The organism is Shewanella sp. 4t3-1-2LB (assembly GCF_017368415.1).
GTDB lineage: Bacteria > Pseudomonadota > Gammaproteobacteria > Enterobacterales > Shewanellaceae > Shewanella > Shewanella fodinae.
Map to the genome: position 1 here is coordinate 1 of NZ_JAFNJD010000035.1, position 23,100 is coordinate 23,100.

Consider the following 23,100-nt stretch of genomic DNA (forward strand, 5'->3'; position numbering starts at 1 on the left):
GGGTCTTCAATGAGTTTCAAATGGTCAAACAAGGACATGGATTAGGCTGAGTAGAATAACATGCCTTCTCAGATCATGCTGATACTGATAAGTTCCATGCTGTTAACAAAGTATGATCCCACCCTGGTAGTGGTGTGGCTGTGATATCGGTGATATGTGGCATCTCGTTTTTTTTGGTATATGCACTGGATTTAGGCAAAATATTTCCGATCTCGCCAGATAAGATGCCTCGTGCATTATTCGTGATAGAAGTTAGCGGACTCATCCTAGCTATTCCTCTGACACTGCTGTCGCTGCTCGAAATGGCGATGCCAAACCGTGGTGCAGCGACAATCAATATGTCTGCGACCACTATTATCAGCGTGTTAGTTTTGATGGTGGTTTTGGGGCTGGGCATTGTTATCTTTGCTACCAAATCCGCTATGCGAAAATAACGGTCAAAATGCCATTACATATTCAGTATAAAGGGCTTCCTTGAGGATATTTCTCCGTAGCCGTGCTGAGTGCATTACCAGCAAAATGGCAGTAGCTCCACAAAACACCGTCATTATCAGGTTGGGTGGAACAGCTCCCAAGCAGTAAGCGTTCATTCAGGTGAATGTCTGTATAACTGCGCTAGCGCCAATAAGCTTAGGTGTCGTTACGGACAATAACCCTTTAGTATTAAAAGAGAAATGTAATGGAAAAAATCAGCTTGAATAAAACGTTGGCCATGTTAGCCGCTGTTGCTTTGTTAATAAGCTCTGTGTCGATAAGAGCACAAAACCTTCCCCAGCAGGCGATTCAGCAGCAGCTTTCTGCTCTTGAGGCGGCAACAGGTGGGCGTTTAGGTGTAGCGCTGATTGATACCGGCACTAACGCACAACTGCTCTATCGCGCTGATGAACGGTTTCCGATGTGCAGTACCAGCAAGGTGATGGTTGTTGCGGCGGTCTTAAAACAAAGTGAGCAGCAACAGACGTTATTGACACACAAGCTGGCGATAAAACCAACAGATTTGGTGAACTATAATCCAGTCACAGAAAAGCATGTCAATTCAGAGATGACCGTGGCTGAACTAAGTGCTGCGGCGCTGCAGTACAGCGACAATACCGCGATGAATAAATTGCTGAGTTTGCTTGGCGGCACGGCGCGTGTGACACAGTTTGCCCGTGGCATTGGTGACCCGGTGTTTCGTCTGGATCGTATCGAGCCTGAACTCAATACGGCTATTCCAGGCGATGAGCGAGATAGCACGTCGCCTTTGGCTATGGCTCAAAGTCTGCGGCAACTGACATTAGGCTCCGTGCTTGCAGCTCCGCAGCGTCTGCAACTGGTTGAATGGCTGAAAGGTAATACAACCGGTGCCGCCAGCATTCGCGCCGGGTTGCCTCCGTCTTGGGTTGTAGGCGATAAAACGGGTAGTGGGGAATATGGTACGACAAATGACATTGCCATCATCTGGCCAGAAGCCCATGCACCGCTGATCTTAGTGACCTATTTTACCCAGCAGCAACAGGATGCTAAAGCCCGCAAAGATGTGTTAGCGGCGGCGACCCAAATCGTGACGCGCCATTTACAGAAATGAAATAGTGTAATTCGAACAAATCACGGTTCTTGGTGAGAGCCTAGCGGCAAGCTGTTATTTCCCCCTCGGTGTTATCTAAATAAGTGTTCTCAATACCAGATCACAGAGGCCATTCCCAACGTCGACACGCATAAACCCGTCCATGGGGCTCCACCGCGCCATCCCTGACGCGGAGGGTCGACTTATCGGAATAACCTCTATTCCTCGGGTGAAGCGCAATTAGGAACAGCTATTTAGGCAGTGAAAATAGTTCAGCTACTATTTCTTTCCTCTGAGTCTTATCTCATTAGCGAACAAGCACCGCAGGCGGTAAGCATTACGGTAGATTGTTGCTACCATTTGCATTACTTGCCTATCAGTCTTGGTTCACCCTTGGTTTTTAGTAACTACCATTCAGCCAGCATCGCCATCAATGGCCGCCGGAGATGCTGGTTGCCTAAGAGAGATTAGCTGTCGCTGCTTTTCTGATTTTCGAGCTTGGCTTTCTGGTTACTTAGCATGGTAATCTGGCCGCTGATCATTCCCATCTCTGCCTGCAGTTGCTTTCGTTGATCATCAGCTTGTTTGGAGTTATCTCCCTGCAGATCTTGCAACTGTTGCTGCAGTTCCTTCAGTTGCTGTTTTAACTCTTCAATCTGTTTGTCGATTCTGGCGACAGGATCGGAATCATCTTCTTTACTGTTATCCGCGGCGCTAGCTTTTGTCTGGGTGGCATTGTTATGCAGTGTGGCACCGTTATCGGATGACAATGCTTTCAGCGCATCGGCAGAGATGGAAACTGTGTCTTCAGTATCACTATTGCTGTCACTGCTGATGGTGGTGGCAACGGTAGAGGTATCCTCTTCGGGAGTGATATTGACGGTCATTGATTTCAGCGAACTGTTTTGACCGCTGAGTTGGTTTAATCCATTCACGTTCATCTTGTTATCCCCTTGGGGTTATCAGTGACGACGGTTTAAGTGATAACTGAGACAACGGCCACTTAATCATAAACTTGATAGCGACACTGCCTGACGGGGGATAATTTATTCTGGAGTGTCAGATAGATCACATATTCTAGTATTCAAAAATAACAACTGCGACTATTTGCCCCATATGTCAGCATTGAGTTGCGTTGTGGTTTCTGTGGCTTTTATTTTAGTGGTTTTGACGTCGCTGGCAGGGGCTTGCCGCAAATAATCAGGCACCGGTAACCCTTGCATCGTCAGATACAGACGCTCAACTTTGGCTCTGGCCCACGGCGTTTTTCGCAGAAATTTGAGGCTAGATTTGATACTGGGTTCGAAATTGAAACAGCGGATATTAATCTGCTGTGCTAGGCCGTCGAAACCATAATGAGCAACCAATGCTTTCAGCAGATTTTCTAGCGTGATGCCATGCAGCGGATCTTTATTGCCTGTCTGCGGGGTGTCGTCTGCGGGAGTGACCAAAAGAAAACCTCATACAAATGTTGGGAAGACGCTGCTATTTTAGCACGAGTTCCACATTTGTATGAGGCTTAACAATTCGAAGTATGCTGCAATCTAGTGCTGTGCTTTAAATGCTTGCAGTTGCTGCAAACCTCCAGCGTTGTAGACATCACTGTAGCCTACTTTTTCTAACGCGGCCTTGGCGATGCCCGCACGATGACCACTGCGACAATACAATACCAGCGGCTGGTCTTTCGCTATCCCCAATTGCTGTAGTGCTGGCACTATCTGTTCATAAGGGATATTGGTGGCGTCAGGTAAATGTCCGGCAGCAAATTCTTCGGCGGTGCGGACATCAATGACCTTGGCCCCTTTAGCTATTTTAGCGAAGGCGGTAGCGGGATCCTGTGTACCGTTGTTGCCAAAAGCGCGCACACTGACAAACACCACCACTGCCAGCAGCACTAACAAGCTTATTTTTAACATGCGTAAAGTTCCGATTATTTGCTCAGGGCGATTTCAGCTTCAGTTTTCATGCCCAGTTTACGCATCAGCATGCTGGCAGGGCAGATACGAGTGAAAGCACTCTGGAACAGGTTGGCACCCACAAACAGTGTCAGCCAGATAAAACCATGATGCACGGTGGCGGTGAGCAGCATGGACAGCATTACCATAAAACCGGCAAACGCCATTGTGGCACGTTCTACAGACATATTACGCTCCTTTGGCTTCTTCGGCCATTTCGGTTAAATGTGCAATACGGTTACGCATTGCCGCATAGTAAAGTACAGGGATAACTACCAGCGTTAGCAGGGTAGAGATAAAGATACCGAAGATCAGACTGATAGCTAAGCCATTGAAAATCGGGTCATCTAAAATAAACAGGGCACCAATCATTGCCGCTAACGCGGTAAGAATAATGGGTTTGGCCCTCACGGCACCTGAGTGAATCACCGCTTCTTCAAATGGTCGACCCGCCGCAGTTTCCAGATTGATAAAGTCCACCAATAAGATGGAGTTTCGCACTATGATGCCTGCCAGTGCGATCATGCCAATCATAGATGTCGCCGTGAACTGTGCGCCCAACAAGGCATGTCCCGGCATTACGCCTATGATCGTCAGTGGAATTGGCGCCATGATGATCAACGGTACTAGGTAGGAGCGGAAATGCGCTACCACCAGCAGATAGATGGCGATCATACCGACAGCGTAGGCAATGCCCATGTCACGGAAGGTTTCATAAGTGATCTTCCATTCACCATCCCATTTTACACTGACGGCATTAAGGCCATCTGGCTGATGAATGTAGTACTGGTCAAAGCCTAAACCGTTAGGGCTGTTGATGTCAGATGCCATTTCAAACATTCCATACAGCGGGCTGTCCAGTGGCCCGGCCATATCGGCCACCACCATGATCATCGGGATCATGTTCTTGTGGATGATTGGCATATCAATGGTGCCTTTGTTGATCTTTACCAATTCTGACAGTGGCACTGTGCCACCGAACTGGCTATCGAGTTTCATCGACAGCAACTGGGTAAGATCCGGTTTATCGGCTTCACTCAGTTCCAGACGGATTGGCACCGGGGATTTCTGCATGCTCTTGTGCAGCACGTTGACATCTTTGCCGCCCACTGAGGTTGCCACCAAATCCACAATATTGGCGTAAGGAACTCCCAGCAAGCTGGCTTTGCTGCGATCAATACTGACTTGCCATTTCTGCTGCATGGCGGGCAGGTAGATATCGATATCCACCACATCTTTGGTCTTGTGGAACAAATCCATCAATTCATGGGCCGCTTGCTCGCGAATGGATTCACTGGGCCCATAAACTTCGGCAACAATCGGCGACCACACGGGCGGTCCTGGCGGCACTTCTACCACTTTGACATTGGCCTGATATTTTTCGCCAATGGCCTGCAACGGCCCACGAACCGCCAGCGCAATATTGTGGCTGTCGCGATGGCGGTGGTGTTTATCGGTCAGATTGACCTGAATATCACCGGCTTCCTGTGTGCTGCGCTGGAAGTAATGGCGCACCAATCCGTTAAAGTTAATCGGTGCGTGCGTTCCTGCATACAACTGCATATTACGCACTTCGGGCACGGTGGACAGATAACCGGAAAGCGCTTTCAGCACTTTTTCGGTTTGCTCAACTGGCGTACCTTCAGGCATGTCAACAATCACCTGAAATTCCGATTTGTTGTCGAAAGGTAGCATTTTCAGCACGACGAGCTGCGCCACTGGCAGGGCAACTGCCATGATAATCAGGGCCGCTACACCCCCTGCCAAACCTATACGTGCCTTGCGACTGTCAAGAAACGGTTTGATCAACCGGGTGAAGATACCAAGCATTCTGGGATTCACTGAATCCGGGTGGTTGCTGTCTCCTTTGTGTGCTTTGAGCAGATGACGACTGAGCCAAGGCGTTACCACAAAGGCGACACACAAGGAAATCAGCATCCCCATGCTAGCGTTAATGGGAATAGGGCTCATATACGGCCCCATTAGACCAGAGACAAACGCCATAGGTAACAGCGCCGCAATCACGGTGAAAGTGGCCAGAATCGTTGGACCGCCCACTTCATCAACCGCTATTGGGATCAGCTCTTTGAAGGAACGTTTGCCCATTGACATATGACGGTGGATATTTTCCACCACCACAATGGCGTCATCTACCAGAATGCCAATCGAGAATATCAGCGCAAACAGTGACACCCGGTTCAGTGTAAAGCCGTAGGCCCAAGAGGCGAACAAAGTAATCGCCAACGTGATACCAATCGCAATCCCCACCACTAATGCTTCCCGCAGCCCCATAGTGAACAGCACCAGGATCACAACAGCGGTGGTGGCGAAAATCAGCTTGAAGATCAACGTATTGGATTTGTCTGCCGCGGTTACCCCATAGTTACGGGATACGGTGATGTTAACCTTTTCAGGGATCAGCACGTTACGGGTCTGGGCCACCTTGGCGAGAACGGCATCGGCGACATCAACGGCATTCTCACCGGGTTTTTTACCGATAGAGATAGTCACTGCCGGGAACAGACCTTCCGGTAACTTATTACCGTCACGTACAGTGTTGTAATGCCAGGCACTGGCGTTTGGAATATCGGCTTTAAGGCTGATATCGGCTAAGTCCTGAAGAAAGACTGGGGCCGCATGGCCGTTGGCATCAGTATTGACCGCCACGACCAACTGTTTTACATCATCGACCGATTGCAGAAACTGACCCGCTTGGACTTTAATCTCTTGATTGCCCTGTACCAGCGACGCAGGCATTGATACGGAATTGTTGGCGGTCAGCGCCGTGCGGATCTTGTCATAACTGACACCGTAGTAGTTCATCCGCTGTGGGTCGATACGGACATTTAGCACCAAATCATGAGGTGCAACAGTGCTCACTTCTCGGGTGCCAGGGATACGTTTGAGTTCGGTTTCCAGACCATGTGCCACATGTGTCAGTTGCTGCGCTGAAATCTGCGGATCTTCTGACCACAGTGTCAGGCTAACAATCGGGACATCATCGATCCCCATAGGTTTGATTTGGGGTTGACCAACTCCTGCACCCGACGGCAGTTTGTCCAGATTGGAATAGATCTGATTGTAAAGCTTGACGATAGCGTCATTGCGCGGCACGCCAACCTTAAAGATCACAATAATCAGCGCGCCATCGGGACGCGAAAACGAGTACAGCGTGTCAATGCCCTTAATCTGCGAAATCACCTCTTCTGCTGGCAGTGTCACCAGTTGTTCAACTTCGGCAGGTTTGGCGCCGGGGAAGGGGATATACACATCGGCGAAGGTCACATCAATCTGCGGTTCTTCTTCTTTGGGGGTGACTATGATGGCAAACAGCCCCATCAATAATCCCAGCAACGCCAGTAATGGAGTAATGGCGCTGTCTTGGAACATGGCCGCTACGCGACCGGAAATACCTGTTCCTGTAGTTTTACTCATAACCTTGGCTCCCGCTTACTGCTGTACAGGATGGGTGAGTAACACCTGATAAGCGTTAGCGGCAATCACGTCTCCCGCCTGCAATCCGGCTAGCACTTCTACATCGTTTCCACGGGTTTCACCCAGTCTGACCTGCTGCAACACAAATTTATCGCCTTGTTTCAGGTACACGCCAGAAAGTTCATTAACACTGTAGAGCGCGCTTTGTGGAATTAAGGTGATCTCCCGTTCATCCACAGGGAATCGGGCTTTAATCCAGCTGCCAGGCAGCAATGCTGGCGTATTCTCTGGCAGCGGCAAACGCACCTTGTAAGCATGGCTCTGGGTGTCGGTAAAGCCGAAGATCACCGGATTGGTCACCTTGAACTGCCGACCATCCGCCAATGATACCTCTACCATACCCGCTTTAATCAATGCATCTCGATAGCGCTGTGGCACCTGAATAACCGCTCGCATTTTGTCGGTGGCGTAGCCGGAAAGCAGTGGCTGCCCTGGGCTGACGGTTTCCCCTTCCTCTACATGACGGGCGGTAACCACACCAGAATAGGGGGCCGAAACCACCGTATATTTCAATGATTCACGGGCTTTGGTGATCTGGGCGCTGGCGGCACTAGCGGCTTGCTGAGTGGATTTGGCATTGGCAATCGCCTGATCCATTGCGCCTTTGGAAATGGCACCCTGAGGAAACAGTTTTTGGTAACGCTCTAACGTTTTTTGCGCTTCCACATTTAACGCTTGTGCTCGGGCGTATTCGGCCTCGGCGGCGGCCAACGATGCGCCTTGCTCTTTGCTGGTGATCTCCAACAGCGAAGCACCCGCGGGTACCAGATCGTTGACATCAAAATTGAGTTTCACAATGCGACCATTGGTTTGCGCAGAAACGGTAGCCGATTTCACCGCTTCCAACGTGCCATCCAGCACCAGAACATGGGGCGCTTTCTGAGTCGTCACCGTCACAGTTGCCACTTCATTTGCGGCTTGCAGCGCCGGGCTGACCGCCAGTCCTAACCCCACCATCACGGTAGTTAACAACAGTCCTCGCATAGTTTTTTATCTCATAAAACCTATTTATGAGAAAATTCTAATGGATGATCACTCAATACGCAACAGCGTACGTGAAAAAAGAAAAAATTAAGTAAACCCTGAATTAACAAGAAAAAAGCGGCCATGAAGGCCGCCGCTAACATTAGTCTTTCAGATAATAGGTGAGGGTGGAGACCACCCTGACGCGTTTGATATAAGGGGTATTGCTATCGCGATCGCTGATAGAAAAAGTCCCCTGACTGGCATTTTTGATTTTGCCAAGTGAAGATTGTGAATCGCGGGCAAATTTCTCTGCCACTTCCCGGGCATTCTCTGTTGCCTGCTGCACCATCTGCGGTTTGATACTATTCAAATCGGTATAGATAAACTCGGTGCGACTATCATAATTCTGTGCCACCGCAATGCCGTCTTTTGCCAGTTCCAACAGTTTTTTACGGCTCTGCAAGACTTTGTCTATCTGCTGGGTATAAACCGACAGTGTCACTTTGGCGTTGTAGCGAAATTTAACGTTTGGGTCAGCATATCCCTGTGCCTGACGGTCTTCTATCGAAGGCTGCGATACACTGATCTCCTCTGGAGTAAAACCTTGTTCCAACAGGAATTTCATTACTCTGTCGGTTTTTTTCTGAACCGAGCTGTAGAGATTATTCAGGTCGTTGTCGACATCATTAAATGCCACAGGCCAGATTGCCACATCGGCTTTCACTTCCTGTTCTGCCAGTCCTTTAACCGTGACCACGCGATCCATGGCTTTCATGGCAACTAGGCTGTTGCCAATGCCACTGCCGAGCAGATACAGCCCGCCACAGATAAATGCGCCTAACAGCGCTGCCGCCAATGCCGATGATTTGTTCATTCCGTGAGACTCCTTGAGTGCACAAACAAATTGGAAATTTCCATAAGAGGTGGCACCAAGATAGCAAAAAGCGGGCGAACAGGTCACCCGCTTTAATCCGTATGCAACGCGGTTTCAGCGATTAGAAACGATAGTTGAACTGCATTGAATAGTAAGTCGCGGTAGATTTGGTATGTGCGTTAACGTCACCGGCCAGCGCACTGGTTTCTGTCAGTGATTCTTCAACACCACGCACCAGCGCTGCGCCCAAGTCAACCGTCATACTGTCTGACAAGCGATAACTGGCACCAAGGGTATACCAGTGGCGATCGGAGTCAGGGATAGACAGTGAACCGAGTTGATCCACCACACCATTATCGAACATATAACCGGCACGCAGCGTCAGGGTGTCGTTAACGGTATAAGTACCGCCAACACTGAACAGCCAGGAGTTTTTCCAGTGATATTCTTTCAGCGGAGCCTTCACATTGATGGCCACTTCAGTGCCCGCATAGCTGCCGGTGGCAATGGTAGCGGTACCCTGTTTAGTGGTGATCTGGTCAAAGTCGCCCCACAAGGTGTACTGTGCGGTATAGTGAACCGCAAAGCGGTTGGTCAGCTGGTGGAACCCGGCAAACTGAGCGATATCGGCTAAAGGTACATCCAGTTCGTTGTAGTCAATGGCAATCTGCTGTGTTCCTAGCCCAGGAAGCTGCTGACTGGTCATCACATTGATATCGCCTGTCACTGTAACTGTTGGGCTGAAACGATAGCTCAGACCAAAGCGGTTATCTTTATTCAATTCGAAGGTGGCACCTAGGATACCACCGAAACCCACGCCATCGGCATCCACATCCACTAATGGGATATTGCCTGCGTAACGGGTAAGGTTACCTTTGCCGTACACGGCATCGACACCGGCACCGATACTGAACATTTCATTAATACGATATGACAGGCTGGTATTCAGCGTCACTGTGGTGACTTCAGTGTTACCGATCAAATCGTAGGGAGCAAAAGTAGCACCTTTAAGCAGCGAGCTGGTGTCAGTGCCAGTACCAAAATTGGAAAATGCCGCTACTCCGAATGCCCATTTATCATTTAACGGTTGCACATAGTAGATATTCGGGATGAGTTTGGTACTTCCCGCATCATCAATACCGCCTAAATCAACTTGACCATCGGCAAAATTCACATCTTTCACGTCAACTTCGATATTGACATAAGTCAACCCAGTAGACAGTGCAGCGCGATCAAATAACGCCATCGCGGATGGGTTGCGTGACAATACCGAGGCGTTGTCGGCAATTACCGCATCACCCGCGAAAGCCCGGCCGATACCGGTTGCTGACTGGCTGTTAAGCTGAAACCCAGCAGCATAAGTCTGAGTAGCGCCCAGCATCAAGCTGATCGCCAGCAGCGATTTTCTGAAGTTAGTCATATTGATTGTTGTTCTCTTAATAATGTTGCGCTTATCCATTGGCTGACGCCAACGTCCCCGTTAAATCAGCGGGCATGTTAGGGGGATGTTTCTGTGCTAACAAGTCCGACCAGCAGCTTACACCTGTGTTGTTTAACAGAACGCGGAAATCTGTGCAGTAGATCGATGAAAAATTATGCTAGTGGGGCAGCAATACTTGAGTGTGGTATGACTATTTCATTGATTTTTATTATGTTGATAAAAAATTAGGCCTGATAAATGGAAAATATAACGGCAATTAGCATCTCTTTATGGTGATGCAGCTAAGCTAACAGATGTACGCTTAGCTGCACGGAGTATCAATATTAGAGTGCTTGCTTTATGGTGTGATATTGCTTGACAGTGGTTGCCGCTGGCGGAAACAGCAGGCTGACGCCAACGCCCGCAATGGTGGCGAAAACAAAGCCTGGTAACAATTCGTATAATGCAAAAATGCCGCCATTGGCCAGTTTCCACAGCACTACGGTAACGGCGCCGACCATGATACTGGCGATGGCACCCTGACGACTATAGCCGTGCCAAAATAGTGATAGCAGAACCACCGGACCAAATGCTGCGCCAAAGCCAGCCCAGGCATAACTGACCAGCCCTAGGACGCTGCTTTGCGGATTCAGCGCAATAACACCTGCCAAGATGGCAATTCCCAGTACTGCTAGACGCCCCACCGCCATCAGTTCGCGGTTGGACGCCTTTGGACGTATCCAGCGGCGGTAGAAGTCTTCAGTGACTACGCTGGAGCATACTAGTAACTGCGAATCAATAGTCGACATGATGGCTGACAGAATTGCTGCAATCAAAATACCGCCAATCCATGGGTTAAATGCCACTTGTGTCAGGTGGATAAAGACAGTTTCTGGGTTATCCAGTGGTTTATCAGCAAAGTACAGTATTCCGGCAATCCCGGTGGCTAATGCCCCGAGGAGGGACAATAGCATCCAGCTCATGGCGATGCGGCGCGACACTGGCAACTCCTTGGTACTGCGTATTGCCATGAATCGACATAAAATATGAGGTTGACCAAAATAGCCTAAGCCCCAGGCTAAGGCTGATAGCAGGCCAATCCATGTCATTTTGTCGCTGAAAAGTGATAGCAAAGCGGGGTCTAGCGTATCAAGACTTTTATGGCTTTCAGGATGGGTAAACATACTGACAGGGACAATTAACAGCGCCAGTAACATCAGACATCCCTGAAAGAAATCGGTCCAACTGACGGCAAAAAAGCCGCCAACAAAGGTATAGGCCACGATGACGACCGAACCGACGACCAGCGCCAGGCGATAATCCATGCCAAATACTTTCTCAAACAGGATGGCACCGCCTACCATGCCGGAAGATGCATAGAAGGTGAAAAACACCAGAATGGTTAGCGCCGACACCAGTTTTAACAGGCCGCTTTTATCGGCAAAACGTTTCTCAAAAAAGTCGGGGAGGGTGAGGGCGTTATCGGCCATTTGTGTATATACCCGTAAGCGTTTAGCAACAAACAGCCAGTTGAGCCAAGCCCCGAATAATAGGCCAATACCAATCCAAGCTTCGCCCATGCCCCCAAGATATACCGCGCCAGGGAGGCCGAGTAACAGCCAACCAGACATGTCCGATGCACCGACACTGAGCGCGGTGACCGCTGGGCCCATCTTGCGGCCCCCCAGAATATAGTCGTCGAGCGAATCTGTGGCGCGGTATGCCCAGTAACCGATTGCCAGCATGGCAGCAAGATAGCCAATAAAGGTAACAGCGATAGGTGTGTCGATCTGCATGGGAGTTTATTGTTTGTTATATGGTTGTTATTGTTGTGGCGTCATCCTAGCAGATATTTGAAGTGGCTCACAATGCTGTTGTGGATGTTGCGCTTGTTCACACAAAACCGTCATCGAAAAAAGGGGCCAGATGGCCCCACGGTTGGAAATTGTCCGCTGTTATGGATTAAGCGATGACAGCGGCGATTTCTGCTGTTTTTGTTGGCTATATTGGTGACGAAATTGCGCCAATGCTTGCAGCAATATTTGGTACAAAGGCGCCGTATCCGTTGGTGTGCGACTGTAATGTGCTGATTGGATCTGCGCTGCGACCTCAGCCAGTGTGGGTGCGATTGACGCTAGCTGTCCAAGTGACAGTTCTTTGCCGGTAATAGTCGCGACTTCTCTTATTAATGCATTCAGCACTTGTGCGGCATCATCGTTGGCAATGGCTGTCTGTAATGATGGTGCTGCAACGGCTGGCTGCGGCGCTGTGACAATTTCGCGGTGAGCATCCACCATCGGTGTTTTGCGAGCCCGCCACCACAATCCCAGTGTTAGTAGCCACAGTCCGGCAAAAACGGCAGTAGCTAGCGGCCAGTAGCCAGGTGCGGTCGGTACTGCCTGTGGCGTGGCGACACTCAGATCTGGCGCTGGTGCGTTGCTGGCTGGTTTCACCTTAATATGCCGTGCTGGTAGCGTGGCATATTCTTCTTGGTTTAGGTGCGGATTCCACCAGGCCACTTTGATTTCCGGTAAGGTGTAGTCACCCGCTTTGGCTGGCACGATGGCGATGGTTTGGGTCAACTTAGCTACCATCTGACCGTTACGAACATAGGTTTTTTTGACGGGTTTATCGGGGTAGCTGCGCATGTCGGCCGGCAGCGGAATATGCAGATCCGGTAAGCTGGTTTCATCGGCATTGGAGGCCAGCAGTGTGATGTTGCGGGTAATGGGTTGTCCCGCTTCATAGCTTTGGTTATCTTTCCAGTCTTCTTGTAATGCCACTAAATCGGCCACCAGCCAATCCCCCACATAAGCTTGAGGAATGGGCTTGATGGTAACCACCAGACTGTCACCTTGAGCCTGTACCGGCCGACTTTCTTGGAAGGAAAACATCCCGCTGCTCGGACTATTCATCAGCACATCGCCAGAGAAATTAACGCCGTTTATCATTAATTTGCCCGGATTGTCGGCAACAATACTATAGGTACGCTCGATGACCCGATAGCGGCGACCATTGACGATTTCATTACTGTCTTTATCATCGCCGACCTGTTTGATCTGAGCGCCTTCAATATTGGGGGTCGACAGTACACCGCGTTGCAAATCAACCGCCAGATATAACTTTACCTTGTAGGTGAGCAACTGGCCGACATAGGCTTCATCGCTGGATACGCTGGTGCGTAAAAACAGGTTTTTCATCTGTTGTGGTTGACTGCCAGAATCCACCACCTGTAGCTGGATCGGATTGGATTTGACGCCGTTAATCTCAAATGCCGGAATGGTGATCTGTCCCAACTGTTTGGGCGCAAGCAGGATCTGCCAGCGGGTTTCTTTGCGAGTATCAAAATTGATGATCTGGGTGCTGCGGCCAACGCTAGTGCGGCCCACAATAAAGTCTTTCAGTAGCGCGGAGGTATCCAGAGCCTGACTTTGCAGATCGTCATCTGCCGTCACCGTTAATGCAACGTACTCTCCCTGCGATACTGGATTCTTATCGACAGAGGCTTGTAATTCGGTCAATGCCAGTGCTTTCAGTGGCAACAGGGTTGCCAGAAGCAGCCAGAATGGAAAGCGTAGTTTTACCACTGTTGTTGTTCCTTGGGTATATCGCCGTTCTGCCGGCGTTTTTGATATTCCAACTGCATTTTGTTGCGCAGCAGTGCGGCCGGATCGTCAACCACAGCTTTTAATGCCCGCTGCATATCTGCTGGCAACTTGTCCTGATTATCCAGGCTGGATGCCGCCACAGTACCATTTTGCGGGTTTTGTGGCGCGGGTTTATCCGCTGTTTGGGCAGCACTGGCATTTGCCTGCTGTTTCGCCGCGTCAGTCTGGTTATCCTGACTAGCATCAGCCTGCATTTGTGGTGCAGGTTGTGCGTTCTGTGGTGCACTGTCTGACGCTGCTGCTTGCTGCTGGTTTGCTGCCGATGATTTATCCGCTGCTGTCTGCTCCTGCTGCTTATTATCGGTAGCAGAGGATTTAGAAGAAGCCTTGTCCTTAGCGGCAGAGTCTTCCCCTTGGGATGCTTGCTGTTGCTCCTGCTTGTTAGCAGATTTATCACCTTGCTGCGGCTGTTGACTGCCTTGGTTATCTTTACCACTATTTTGCTGCTGATCCTGAGGTGACTGTTGCTGCTCAGGTTTATTCTGTTCAGAGTTGTCGCCTTCCTTTTTGTCTCGTTGATCGGCCTGGTCATTGTTCTTATTCTGTTTATCAGTACCCTGCTGTTTTTGATTGCCAGACTGATCATTATTATTCTGTTTTTGTTTGTTTTTCTTTTGCTTTTCCTGTTCTTTAGCGATTTTTAAGTTCGTTTGGGCATCTTTCATATCAGGTTCTTTTTTGAGTGCTTCGTTGTAGCGTTTTATCGCTTCGTCATATTCACCCATCTGCATCAATGCATTACCTTGATTGAAGTAACCGTTCGCGCTTTTATCTTGTTCAAAAGCCTTAAGTGCACCTTGATAGTCACCAGCGCGATATAAGGCGCTACCTTGCCAAGCGGGGTTGGCAAATTTATCTGCGGCAGTCTTAAAGTCTTGTTGCTTAAATGCCTGCATCCCCTGCTGATCTCGGGTATGCCACAGGTTATCCCATGTGTTGGCCTGTGCTTTTGGTGTTAGTAAGTTGCCACACAATGGCAGCACTAACAGCCAGACGGGCAAGCCATATCTGAACATCGCCAGCATAGGCAACAGCAGCAGTAATGCTAGGTAGGGGCCGAGATCTATCCAACTATCTCCTGCAAGGTGGGTGGCTTGGGCATCTTCATCAGTACTCAGCCACTGCCGCAGCTTGATTAGGTCTGAGCCATCGTTGGCAAAGGGGATCAGGCTACCATGACAGCTTTGTGCAAGTTCATTCAACTGCCCATAATTGGTGCCAGGTACCACGACTTGATTACTGCTATCACGCATAAGTTGACCATCGCTCAAACGTACTGGTGCGCCTTGGGTAGACCCTAACGCTAATACGCCTAGCCGATAATGGGTGTCCTGCAATACCGCTTTGGCCGCATTAAGTTGCGCAGTTTCCACGCCATCGGTGACCAGAATGATATCGCCTTTAATATGCCCCCCCTGCGACAATAATTCCTTGGCTTTAGTGAGTGCTGCCGGCAAGTTAGAGCCCATCACTGGCATAATATCTGGGCTGAGTGTTGGCAACAGATTTAATAAAGTGTTGCTATCGCGCGTGAGTGGACTAATGACAAATGCATCTCCGGCGTAGGCGATCAATCCGGTTTCACCTTCTTTAAGCCCTTTCAGTAAATCGGTGACCCGGAATCTCGCTTGTGTCAGGCGATTGGGCGTCAGGTCAGTGGCATACATCGACAGCGACATATCCATCACAATGACACGGCCTTGGGTAGACGCGAAGACCGGCAGCGGCTTTTTGAATAGGGCAGGACCGCTTAATGCCAATACGGCTAACAGCCAACAACTGGTCACCAGAGGTAGCAAGTGGCGGCGCTGCTGGTCGCCTTTGCTGATCAGTACATTTGCGAGATGAGGGGCGATGTACTTATCCCACTGGGAGTGCTCACCTTGATGTTTCAACTTTGACCACAACACCAATAGTAATGGCAACAGGGCGATAAACCATTCCGGGCGGATGAAATGCAGACTCATTGAGACCTCCCGGCAGATTTTCCTGTGGGCAATGTCATACTCAGACTCAATGCTAAACTAAGCAGTAATGCCAGCCCCAGTGGCCAGTAAAACAGCTCAGACTGCGGCCGGTAAGTAAGCGGATCTCGGCTTATCGGTTGCAAACGGTCAATTTCCTGATAAATCTGTTGCAGTTCTTTCGGGTCGCGTGCGCGGAAATATTTACCATGGGTAACATCGGCGATGCGTTTTAACTGGTCTTCATCCAGATCCGCAGATGGATTGACCCGCTCGATACCAAATAAAGTGCGGCGCTCCATCACATCCGCTCCCACCCCGATGGTGTAGATGGTGACATTACGTTTGGCGGCAATCGCTGCGGCCTGATCTGGGTCAATACTGCCCGCGTTGTTGGAGCCATCGGTCAGTAGTACCAATACGCGATTACTTTTATCGAGGTTATCAAACCGTTTTACCGCCAGCGCGATAGCATCACCAATTGCCGTTTGTTTACCCACCAGACCTATCTGTGCTTCCTTGAGATATTGGGCAACGGAACGGCGATCCTGTGTTAGCGGCGCTTGTAAATAAGCCGCATCGGCGAACAGTATCAGGCCGATACGATCACCCGTGCGGCGTTCGATGAAATCACTGACGACTTTCTGGATCACGCTAAAGCGATCAACGGTTTTGCCATTCAGTACCATATCTTCAATCTGCATACTGCCGGAAAGATCCACGGCAACCATCAGGTCGCGACCCTGGGTTGGTAACTCAATGGGGTCGCCTAACCATTGTGGTCGCGCTACTGCCAGAACCAGCAAGGACCATAACAGCCAAATCATCCAAGGCCGACGTTTTTGGTTATGCATTTCGGCTATTGCATATTGGCGAATACCCGGCATTTGTAATTGACCTCCGACCACTTTTTGAGGCCGGAAGCGGATCAATAGTGGCAACGGCAATAACAGTAGCAACCAAGGCCAAGCGAGACTTAGCATGACTTGCCTCCTTTGCCTACACGTCGATAAAAACTCGGCGCGCATAGCAGCCATTGCTGACACAGCGTTATGAGTTCTTCTGCATCCTCGGCTGCGGGCTGCATCTGGTAACGCTGTTGCAGTAACCGCTGGAATTTCCCCTGCTGCTTGCTTGGCAATGCTTGGTCCAGGTACTGATACCAAGGCTCGCCTGTAAGGCTGGCAACGTGTTCACGGCCAACGTAACTGATGGCACAGCGTTTCAGCAAGGCACTGAGGTGCAGCATCAGTTGTGGATCTTCAGTATCGAGTTGTGACAACAGTTGCAGCGCAGCTTTGGCAGGGGCTTGCTGGCGTTGCAACCGTTGGTGGCGTCTATACAGCCAAACGCTCAAGGCGATGAGTGACAACATCGCCAGCACCAAAAGTGCCAATACTGCAGGCGCTGGCGGCCAGAAGCCTATCTCAGGAGGCAACCTGATATCCTTCATGGCGCTCAGCGCTGGATTGGCAGTTGCAGAAGTCGGCATCATCGTAACAAATTCAGTTGTTGGTTGAGGTTGCGTGCGGCATCAAGCAGTCGCACGGGGATGTGCAGTGATTGCATCATCTGTTCAAATTGCGCTAAGGCATGCTGTTGTCGCTTGAGCCAAGCGTCATAACTGTGGCGATCCAGCAGTAAAGACTGCCCCTGATCCCGCACCGGTAATGCAAAACGTTTGGGCAATGGCAGACTACCGTTGCGTAGCGGATCGGTGATCACAAAGGCTGATACCTCGCTATGGCGGCAGAGATCTGACAGCGGTTGCCGACATTCATCATCAAAGCCGCTGCCGTCAGTGATCAGCCACACCTGTGAGCCAGGTTTCGTTAAACGAGCGAGTTGCCGACAACTCTGCGCCATTAATGCCGAAGGCTCGGGGGTACGCTGCTGCAGTGTTTGCAGCTGTTGCTGATGTACCTCTATCAGCGCCGATATCAATGCAAGGATCCCTTGTTCACGGGTCCGCGGCTTCAGTTCGCGGCGTTTGTTTTCACCAACAATTAAGGCCCCCAAGCGGTCTCCTTGCTGAATGGCTTTCCAGCCCAAGGTGGCTGCTAGATGGGCGACTTGCACCGCTTGCAACAGCAAGGTTGAGCCAAAATACAGGCTGTGTTTTAGGTCTACTAGCAGTAAAACCGGACGTTCCCGCTCTTCCACAAACAGCTTAGTGTGGGCTTTGCCAGTGCGTGCGGTGACCCGCCAGTCGATGGTGCGAACATCGTCACCATGCTGATAATGGCGCACTTCGGCAAACTCCATGCCGCGGCCTTTGATGAGGCTACTGCGATTACCGGCCAGTGCAGCTCTGGCACGCACTTGGTTATCTGGCAATGCCCATGCTAGGTTTCTGCACGCCAGCAATTCCGCTTCGTTCAGATGCACGCCATCAGCAAATAACGGCAGTGTATGTTCAGACTCAGACATCATTAGGGCACGGCCACCTGGCTGAGAATATGGTTGATCACTTCATCTCGGCTTACTCCTTCCGCTTGCGCCTGATAACTCAGCAATAGGCGGTGGCGCAATACGTTAGGCAGCACGGCTTGGATATCCTCCGGTGCCACAAAATCTCGCTGGTATAACCAAGCTCGGGCGCGGGCGCAGCGCTCAATCGACTGGGTGGCGCGAGGGCTGACACCATATTCCAGCCATTTGGCTAACTCGTCGCTGTAGCGCTGTGGTTGCCGGGTCGCCATCACCAAATCAACGATATAGCGCTCCAGTGGTTCGGCCAGATAAATCTCCAGCGCTTGTACTCTGGCATTGAAGATGTCGTCCTGGGAAATAGGCGTCATCTTTTCCATGCTGCGGGTTTTGGCTTCATTACGTGATAGCCGCAAAATTTCCAACTCTGTGTCTGCACTCGGGTAATCCAGATTCAGGTGCATCAAGAAGCGGTCGAGTTGTGCTTCCGGCAACGGATAGGTGCCTTCATTTTCTAACGGGTTCTGTGTGGCCATCACCAAAAACAGTTGTGGTAACTTGTAAGAATGCTTACCGACGGTCACTTGACCTTCAGCCATCGCTTCTAACAGTGCCGACTGTACTTTGGCGGGGGCGCGGTTAATCTCATCGGCCAGAATAAGATTATGGAATATCGGTCCGGCCTCAAACTCAAAGGTGCCGGTTTGTGCCCGGTAGATATCGGTTCCGGTTAAATCTGCCGGGAGGAGATCCGGGGTAAACTGGATCCGGTGAAAATCCCCTTGAATACCGTCACACAGCGCTTTGACGGCGCGGGTTTTTGCCAGTCCTGGTGGGCCTTCTACCAACAAATGGCCATCGGCGATCAGTGCCAGCAGCAGGTTTTCAGTTAATGACGGTTGACCGACGATGACGTGGTCAAGGTATGTTCTTAATGCGTGAAAACGACTTAACGGCATAGGGCTTCTCTTATCCAGCTCGCGCAGCATCGGCTGCAAGGTTTTCCTGTCATTGTGCGGAATATTACAGGGCGATTGAAGTACAAAATGCTATGAATTAAAAGTTAATTTTTCTTAAGACAGATTCGGTTGTTAGCACGAAAGTACATCATCTGCACTGTAGCCGTAGACCCGTACTTGGCTGAAAATATCCCGCAGCGTTCGCAGTTGCCGATAATTTATCCGCTGGAAAATCCAAACAAGTGTTTAAAACCTATCGAGAAGAAGTTAGAATCGGATCACATTTTGATGGTCAGACCTGTTGGGTGTATGTCTGACTAGGAAATTTAAGTCTGTGGTCATGGACCAAATATAACGAGGATAACAGATGAGTGACAGACAGCAGGTAACCAATGCCAAGGGCGAACGCATTGCCATTGTGGCAGGTTTGCGTACACCGTTTGCTCGTCAGGCGACGGCCTTTCATGGCATGCCAGCCGTAGATCTGGGCAAAATGGTGGTGGCTGAATTACTGCAGCGCACTGAGCTTGACCCGGCACTGGTAGAACAACTGGTGTATGGTCAGGTGGTGCAGATGCCTGCTGCGCCTAACATTGCCAGAGAGATTGTGCTGGGAACCGGCATGAAGGTGACCACCGATGCTTACAGTGTCACCCGCGCTTGTGCTACCAGTTTTCAAAGCACAGTAAATGTGGCGGAAGCGATTATGACTGGCAATATTGACATCGGCATTGCTGGTGGCGCTGATTCCTCCTCTTTATTGCCTATCGGTGTTTCTCGAAAACTGGCGATTGCGCTGGTGGATTTAGGCAAGGCGCGCAGTCTGAAACAAAAATGGCAAGTGCTCAGCCGACTGCGGCCGAAAGATCTGTTACCGGTTCCACCGGCGGTGGCTGAGTATTCCACTGGGTTATCGATGGGACAAACCGCCGAGCAGATGGCCAAAAGCTACCATATCAGCCGCGCCGATCAGGACGCGTTGGCGCACCGCTCGCATACACTTGCCAGCAAGACCTGGGCTGAAGGCAAACTGAAAGAGGAAGTGATGGTGACCCATGTGCCGCCATACGACAGATTTATCGAACGTGATAACAATATCCGTGACAATTCCACCTTGGAATCCTATGCCAAATTGAAGCCGGTGTTTGATCGCAAACATGGCACGGTCACGGCGGCAACCAGTACACCGCTGACCGATGGTGCTTCAGCGGTATTGCTGATGAGCGAAGGCCGAGCCAAAGCCCTGGGATATCAACCTATTGGCTATATCAAGAGTTATGCGTTCAGTGCGATTGAGGTCTGGCAAGATATGCTGATGGGACCGTCATACGCAACACCGCTGGCGCTGAAACGCGCGGGAATGCAACTGGAAGACTTAGATCTGATAGAGATGCATGAAGCTTTTGCGGCGCAGACGCTGGCCAATATTCAAATGTTTGCTTCAAAGACCTTTGCCGCAGAAAAACTGGGACAGAGTCGTGCGATTGGCGATATCGATATGAGCAAATTTAACGTGCTGGGTGGTTCTCTGGCTTATGGACATCCTTTTGCAGCGACAGGTACTCGTTTGATCACTCAGGTGTGTAACGAGTTGAAACGTCGTGGTGGCGGAACTGCGCTGACCACCGCCTGCGCCGCCGGGGGCCTTGGTGCCGCCATGATCCTGGAAGTGGAGTAAAAGGCCATGGAAATGACAGAAAAAACGTTTGATCTCAATGTCAGAGATGATGGCATCGCTGTGATGACAATGGATGTTCCCGGCGAAACTATGAACACTTTGCGGGCCGAATTTGTCCCAGAAATGACCGAACTGCTGGCGCAGATCCGCGCCGATCAGCGCATCAAAGGGCTGGTGGTGATCTCCGGTAAAAAAGACTCGTTTGTTGCGGGTGCGGATATTGCCATGTTGGATGCCTGTGACACCCGTGATAAAGCCAGTGAGCTATCCGCCGCTGGGCATCAAGTATTTGGTGAGCTGGAAAAACTGGAGATCCCGGTTGTTGCGGCCATTCATGGCGCATGCCTTGGGGGCGGGCTTGAGTTGGCACTGGCATGCCATAAGCGTGTTTGCACTGACGATGGCAAAACTATGCTGGGGTTACCGGAAGTACAGTTAGGACTGTTGCCTGGCAGTGGCGGCACTCAACGTTTGCCAAGGCTGATTGGCATCGCCAAAGCCTTGGATATGATGTTAACCGGTAAACAAATTCGGCCGAAACAGGCTTTGAAAATGGGCTTGGTCGATGATGTTGTGCCCCAGACCATTTTGTTGCAAGCGGCGATAGAACTGGCGCAAAAGGGCAAGAAACGCCCTAAGCGCAAAGCAACCTTGATGGAACTGGTGCTGGAGCGCACCCACTTTGGCCGTAATATATTGTTCGATCAGGCATTAAAGCAGGTAGAACGTAAGACTCAGGGAAATTATCCCGCACCGCCAAAAATAATTGATTGTGTGCGCATTGGTGCCGATGAAGGCATGGCGGCTGGTTTGGCGACAGAATCCCGTTATTTTGGTGAATTAGTGATGACGGCTGAATCCGCCGCGCTGCGTTCGATCTTTTTTGCCACTACTGAAATGAAAAAAGAAACCGGAGCTGACGGCGCTGAGTCAAGACCGCTGAAAAAAGCGGTTGTGCTGGGTGGTGGTCTGATGGGCGGTGGTATTGCCTCGGTCACCATCAGCAAGGCCAAGTTGCCGGTGCGGGTAAAAGATATCAGCGAAAAAGGGCTGTCTAATGCCTTGTCCTACGCCTATAAACTGCTGGATAAAGGTGTTAAGCGGCGCCATATAAGTGCAGCGCAGCGGGATAAACAGATGGCGCTGATGAGTACCACCACAGAATATATTGGCGTACACGATGCGGATATCGTGGTAGAAGCGGTGTTTGAAGATCTAAAACTCAAACATCAGATGGTGCAGGATATTGAACGCGAATGTACTGCACATACGGTATTTGCGTCCAATACGTCGTCTTTGCCAATCGGCCAGATTGCTGCCGTGGCTAGCCGACCAGAAAATGTTATCGGTTTGCACTATTTCTCACCCGTGGAAAAGATGCCATTGGTGGAAGTCATTGCCCATGAGAAAACATCTTCTGAAACCATCGCCACCACTGTTGCTTTTGCCCGTAAGCAGGGAAAAACCCCGATAGTGGTAAAAGATGGTGCCGGATTTTATGTCAATCGTATTCTAGCGCTCTACATGAACGAAGCAGCACAACTGTTGTTGGAAGGCCAGAGTGTGGAGCATCTTGATCAGGCACTGGTGAAGTTTGGTTTCCCGGTAGGTCCGATTACATTGTTAGATGAAGTGGGCATTGATGTCGGTGCCAAGATTGCGCCAATTCTGGAACAAGAGCTGGGCGAACGTTTCCGCGCCCCAGCGGCGTTTGAAAAACTGCTGCAAGATGAGCGTAAAGGGCGTAAGAACGGCAAGGGTTTTTATCTTTATGGTAAAAAGAAATCCAAGAAAAAACAGGTGGATAGTTCAGTCTATAAGGTACTGGGCATCACCCCTGGCGTGGCTTCAGAGAATGCGCAGTTGGCACAACGTTGCGTGGTGCAGATGTTAAATGAAGCTGTGCGGTGCTTGGACGAGGGTATTATCCGAAACGCTCGTGATGGTGATATTGGTGCTATTTTCGGTATCGGTTTCCCGCCATTTTTAGGCGGACCATTCCACTATATCGACACCCTTGGGGCGGCCAAGCTGGTGGCGATCCTTGAAGGCTACCAGCAGCAGTTTGGCCAACGTTTTGCGCCCTGTGAACGGCTGAAAACGATGGCGACGACAGGCCAGCGCTTTTTTGAATAACATTTGTCA

General features: G+C 50.3%; 19 protein-coding genes. 4 read left to right on the forward strand and 15 right to left on the reverse strand.

Translation table 11 applies throughout. From position 1 onward, the window contains the following. Positions 1–134 precede the first annotated feature (134 nt). Both J3L11_RS13040 and bla read left to right on the forward strand, forming a co-directional pair. A complete protein-coding gene (locus tag J3L11_RS13040) occupies positions 135–434 on the forward strand; it encodes a hypothetical protein (RefSeq protein WP_207571280.1) in 300 nt (99 codons plus the stop codon). Positions 435–679: 245 nt separating this feature from the next. Further along, positions 680–1,567: a class A beta-lactamase gene (gene bla / locus J3L11_RS13045; RefSeq protein WP_207571281.1), complete on the forward strand. Its 888-nt coding sequence runs from the start codon at positions 680–682 to the stop codon at positions 1,565–1,567. Positions 1,568–2,013: 446 nt separating this feature from the next. Here the strand turns inward: bla and J3L11_RS13050 are convergent, their stop codons facing one another. From J3L11_RS13050 to J3L11_RS13120, 15 genes are all read right to left on the reverse strand, one after another. Continuing rightward, a complete protein-coding gene (locus J3L11_RS13050) occupies positions 2,014–2,487 on the reverse strand; it encodes a hypothetical protein (protein ID WP_207571282.1) in 474 nt (157 codons plus the stop codon). Between the two features lie 162 nt (positions 2,488–2,649). Continuing rightward, on the reverse strand, positions 2,650–2,997 hold the full coding sequence (locus J3L11_RS13055) for a VF530 family protein (protein ID WP_207571283.1): 348 nt from the start codon (positions 2,995–2,997) through the stop codon (positions 2,650–2,652). 93 nt (positions 2,998–3,090) lie between these two features. Further along, positions 3,091–3,462: a rhodanese-like domain-containing protein gene (locus tag J3L11_RS13060; protein WP_189617889.1), complete on the reverse strand. Its 372-nt coding sequence runs from the start codon at positions 3,460–3,462 to the stop codon at positions 3,091–3,093. Positions 3,463–3,476: 14 nt separating this feature from the next. Next, positions 3,477–3,689 carry a DUF2892 domain-containing protein gene (locus J3L11_RS13065; RefSeq protein ID WP_189617888.1) on the reverse strand — a complete coding sequence of 71 codons (213 nt, stop codon included), beginning with the start codon at positions 3,687–3,689 and terminating at the stop codon, positions 3,477–3,479. 1 nt (position 3,690) lies between these two features. Then, positions 3,691–6,936 carry an efflux RND transporter permease subunit gene (locus J3L11_RS13070; RefSeq protein ID WP_207571284.1) on the reverse strand — a complete coding sequence of 1,082 codons (3,246 nt, stop codon included), beginning with the start codon at positions 6,934–6,936 and terminating at the stop codon, positions 3,691–3,693. Positions 6,937–6,951: 15 nt separating this feature from the next. After that, the gene (locus J3L11_RS13075) at positions 6,952–7,971 is read right to left on the reverse strand and encodes an efflux RND transporter periplasmic adaptor subunit (protein ID WP_229800002.1); all 1,020 of its coding nucleotides are present in this window, start codon (positions 7,969–7,971) and stop codon (positions 6,952–6,954) included. A 151-nt stretch (positions 7,972–8,122) separates the two neighbouring features. After that, the gene (locus J3L11_RS13080; RefSeq protein WP_189617886.1) at positions 8,123–8,836 is read right to left on the reverse strand and encodes an SIMPL domain-containing protein; all 714 of its coding nucleotides are present in this window, start codon (positions 8,834–8,836) and stop codon (positions 8,123–8,125) included. 121 nt (positions 8,837–8,957) lie between these two features. Continuing rightward, positions 8,958–10,256, reverse strand: coding sequence for an outer membrane protein transport protein (locus J3L11_RS13085; RefSeq protein ID WP_207571285.1), 1,299 nt, complete (start codon positions 10,254–10,256; stop codon positions 8,958–8,960). Positions 10,257–10,600: 344 nt separating this feature from the next. Then, positions 10,601–12,052: a sodium/proline symporter PutP gene (gene putP, locus J3L11_RS13090; RefSeq protein ID WP_207571286.1), complete on the reverse strand. Its 1,452-nt coding sequence runs from the start codon at positions 12,050–12,052 to the stop codon at positions 10,601–10,603. Between the two features lie 159 nt (positions 12,053–12,211). Beyond that, a complete protein-coding gene (locus J3L11_RS13095) occupies positions 12,212–13,843 on the reverse strand; it encodes a BatD family protein (protein WP_207571287.1) in 1,632 nt (543 codons plus the stop codon). Beyond that, a complete protein-coding gene (locus J3L11_RS13100; protein ID WP_207571288.1) occupies positions 13,837–15,891 on the reverse strand; it encodes a VWA domain-containing protein in 2,055 nt (684 codons plus the stop codon). Before J3L11_RS13100 ends, J3L11_RS13095 begins: the two co-directional genes overlap by 7 nt. Next, a complete protein-coding gene (locus tag J3L11_RS13105) occupies positions 15,888–16,871 on the reverse strand; it encodes a VWA domain-containing protein (RefSeq protein WP_207571289.1) in 984 nt (327 codons plus the stop codon). The genes J3L11_RS13100 and J3L11_RS13105 overlap by 4 nt, the downstream gene beginning before the upstream one ends. After that, a complete protein-coding gene (locus J3L11_RS13110; protein WP_207571290.1) occupies positions 16,865–17,383 on the reverse strand; it encodes a DUF4381 domain-containing protein in 519 nt (172 codons plus the stop codon). The genes J3L11_RS13105 and J3L11_RS13110 overlap by 7 nt, the downstream gene beginning before the upstream one ends. Beyond that, positions 17,380–18,318, reverse strand: coding sequence for a DUF58 domain-containing protein (locus J3L11_RS13115; protein ID WP_207571306.1), 939 nt, complete (start codon positions 18,316–18,318; stop codon positions 17,380–17,382). Before J3L11_RS13115 ends, J3L11_RS13110 begins: the two co-directional genes overlap by 4 nt. Before the next feature lie 2 nt (positions 18,319–18,320). Next, the gene (locus tag J3L11_RS13120; RefSeq protein ID WP_133039983.1) at positions 18,321–19,277 is read right to left on the reverse strand and encodes a MoxR family ATPase; all 957 of its coding nucleotides are present in this window, start codon (positions 19,275–19,277) and stop codon (positions 18,321–18,323) included. Positions 19,278–19,644: 367 nt separating this feature from the next. Between J3L11_RS13120 and fadI the strand changes: the two genes are divergently transcribed. Further along, positions 19,645–20,955: an acetyl-CoA C-acyltransferase FadI gene (gene fadI, locus J3L11_RS13125; protein ID WP_207571291.1), complete on the forward strand. Its 1,311-nt coding sequence runs from the start codon at positions 19,645–19,647 to the stop codon at positions 20,953–20,955. Between the two features lie 6 nt (positions 20,956–20,961). Continuing rightward, positions 20,962–23,091 carry a fatty acid oxidation complex subunit alpha FadJ gene (gene fadJ, locus J3L11_RS13130; protein ID WP_207571292.1) on the forward strand — a complete coding sequence of 710 codons (2,130 nt, stop codon included), beginning with the start codon at positions 20,962–20,964 and terminating at the stop codon, positions 23,089–23,091. The last annotated feature ends 9 nt before the right edge of the window (positions 23,092–23,100 follow it).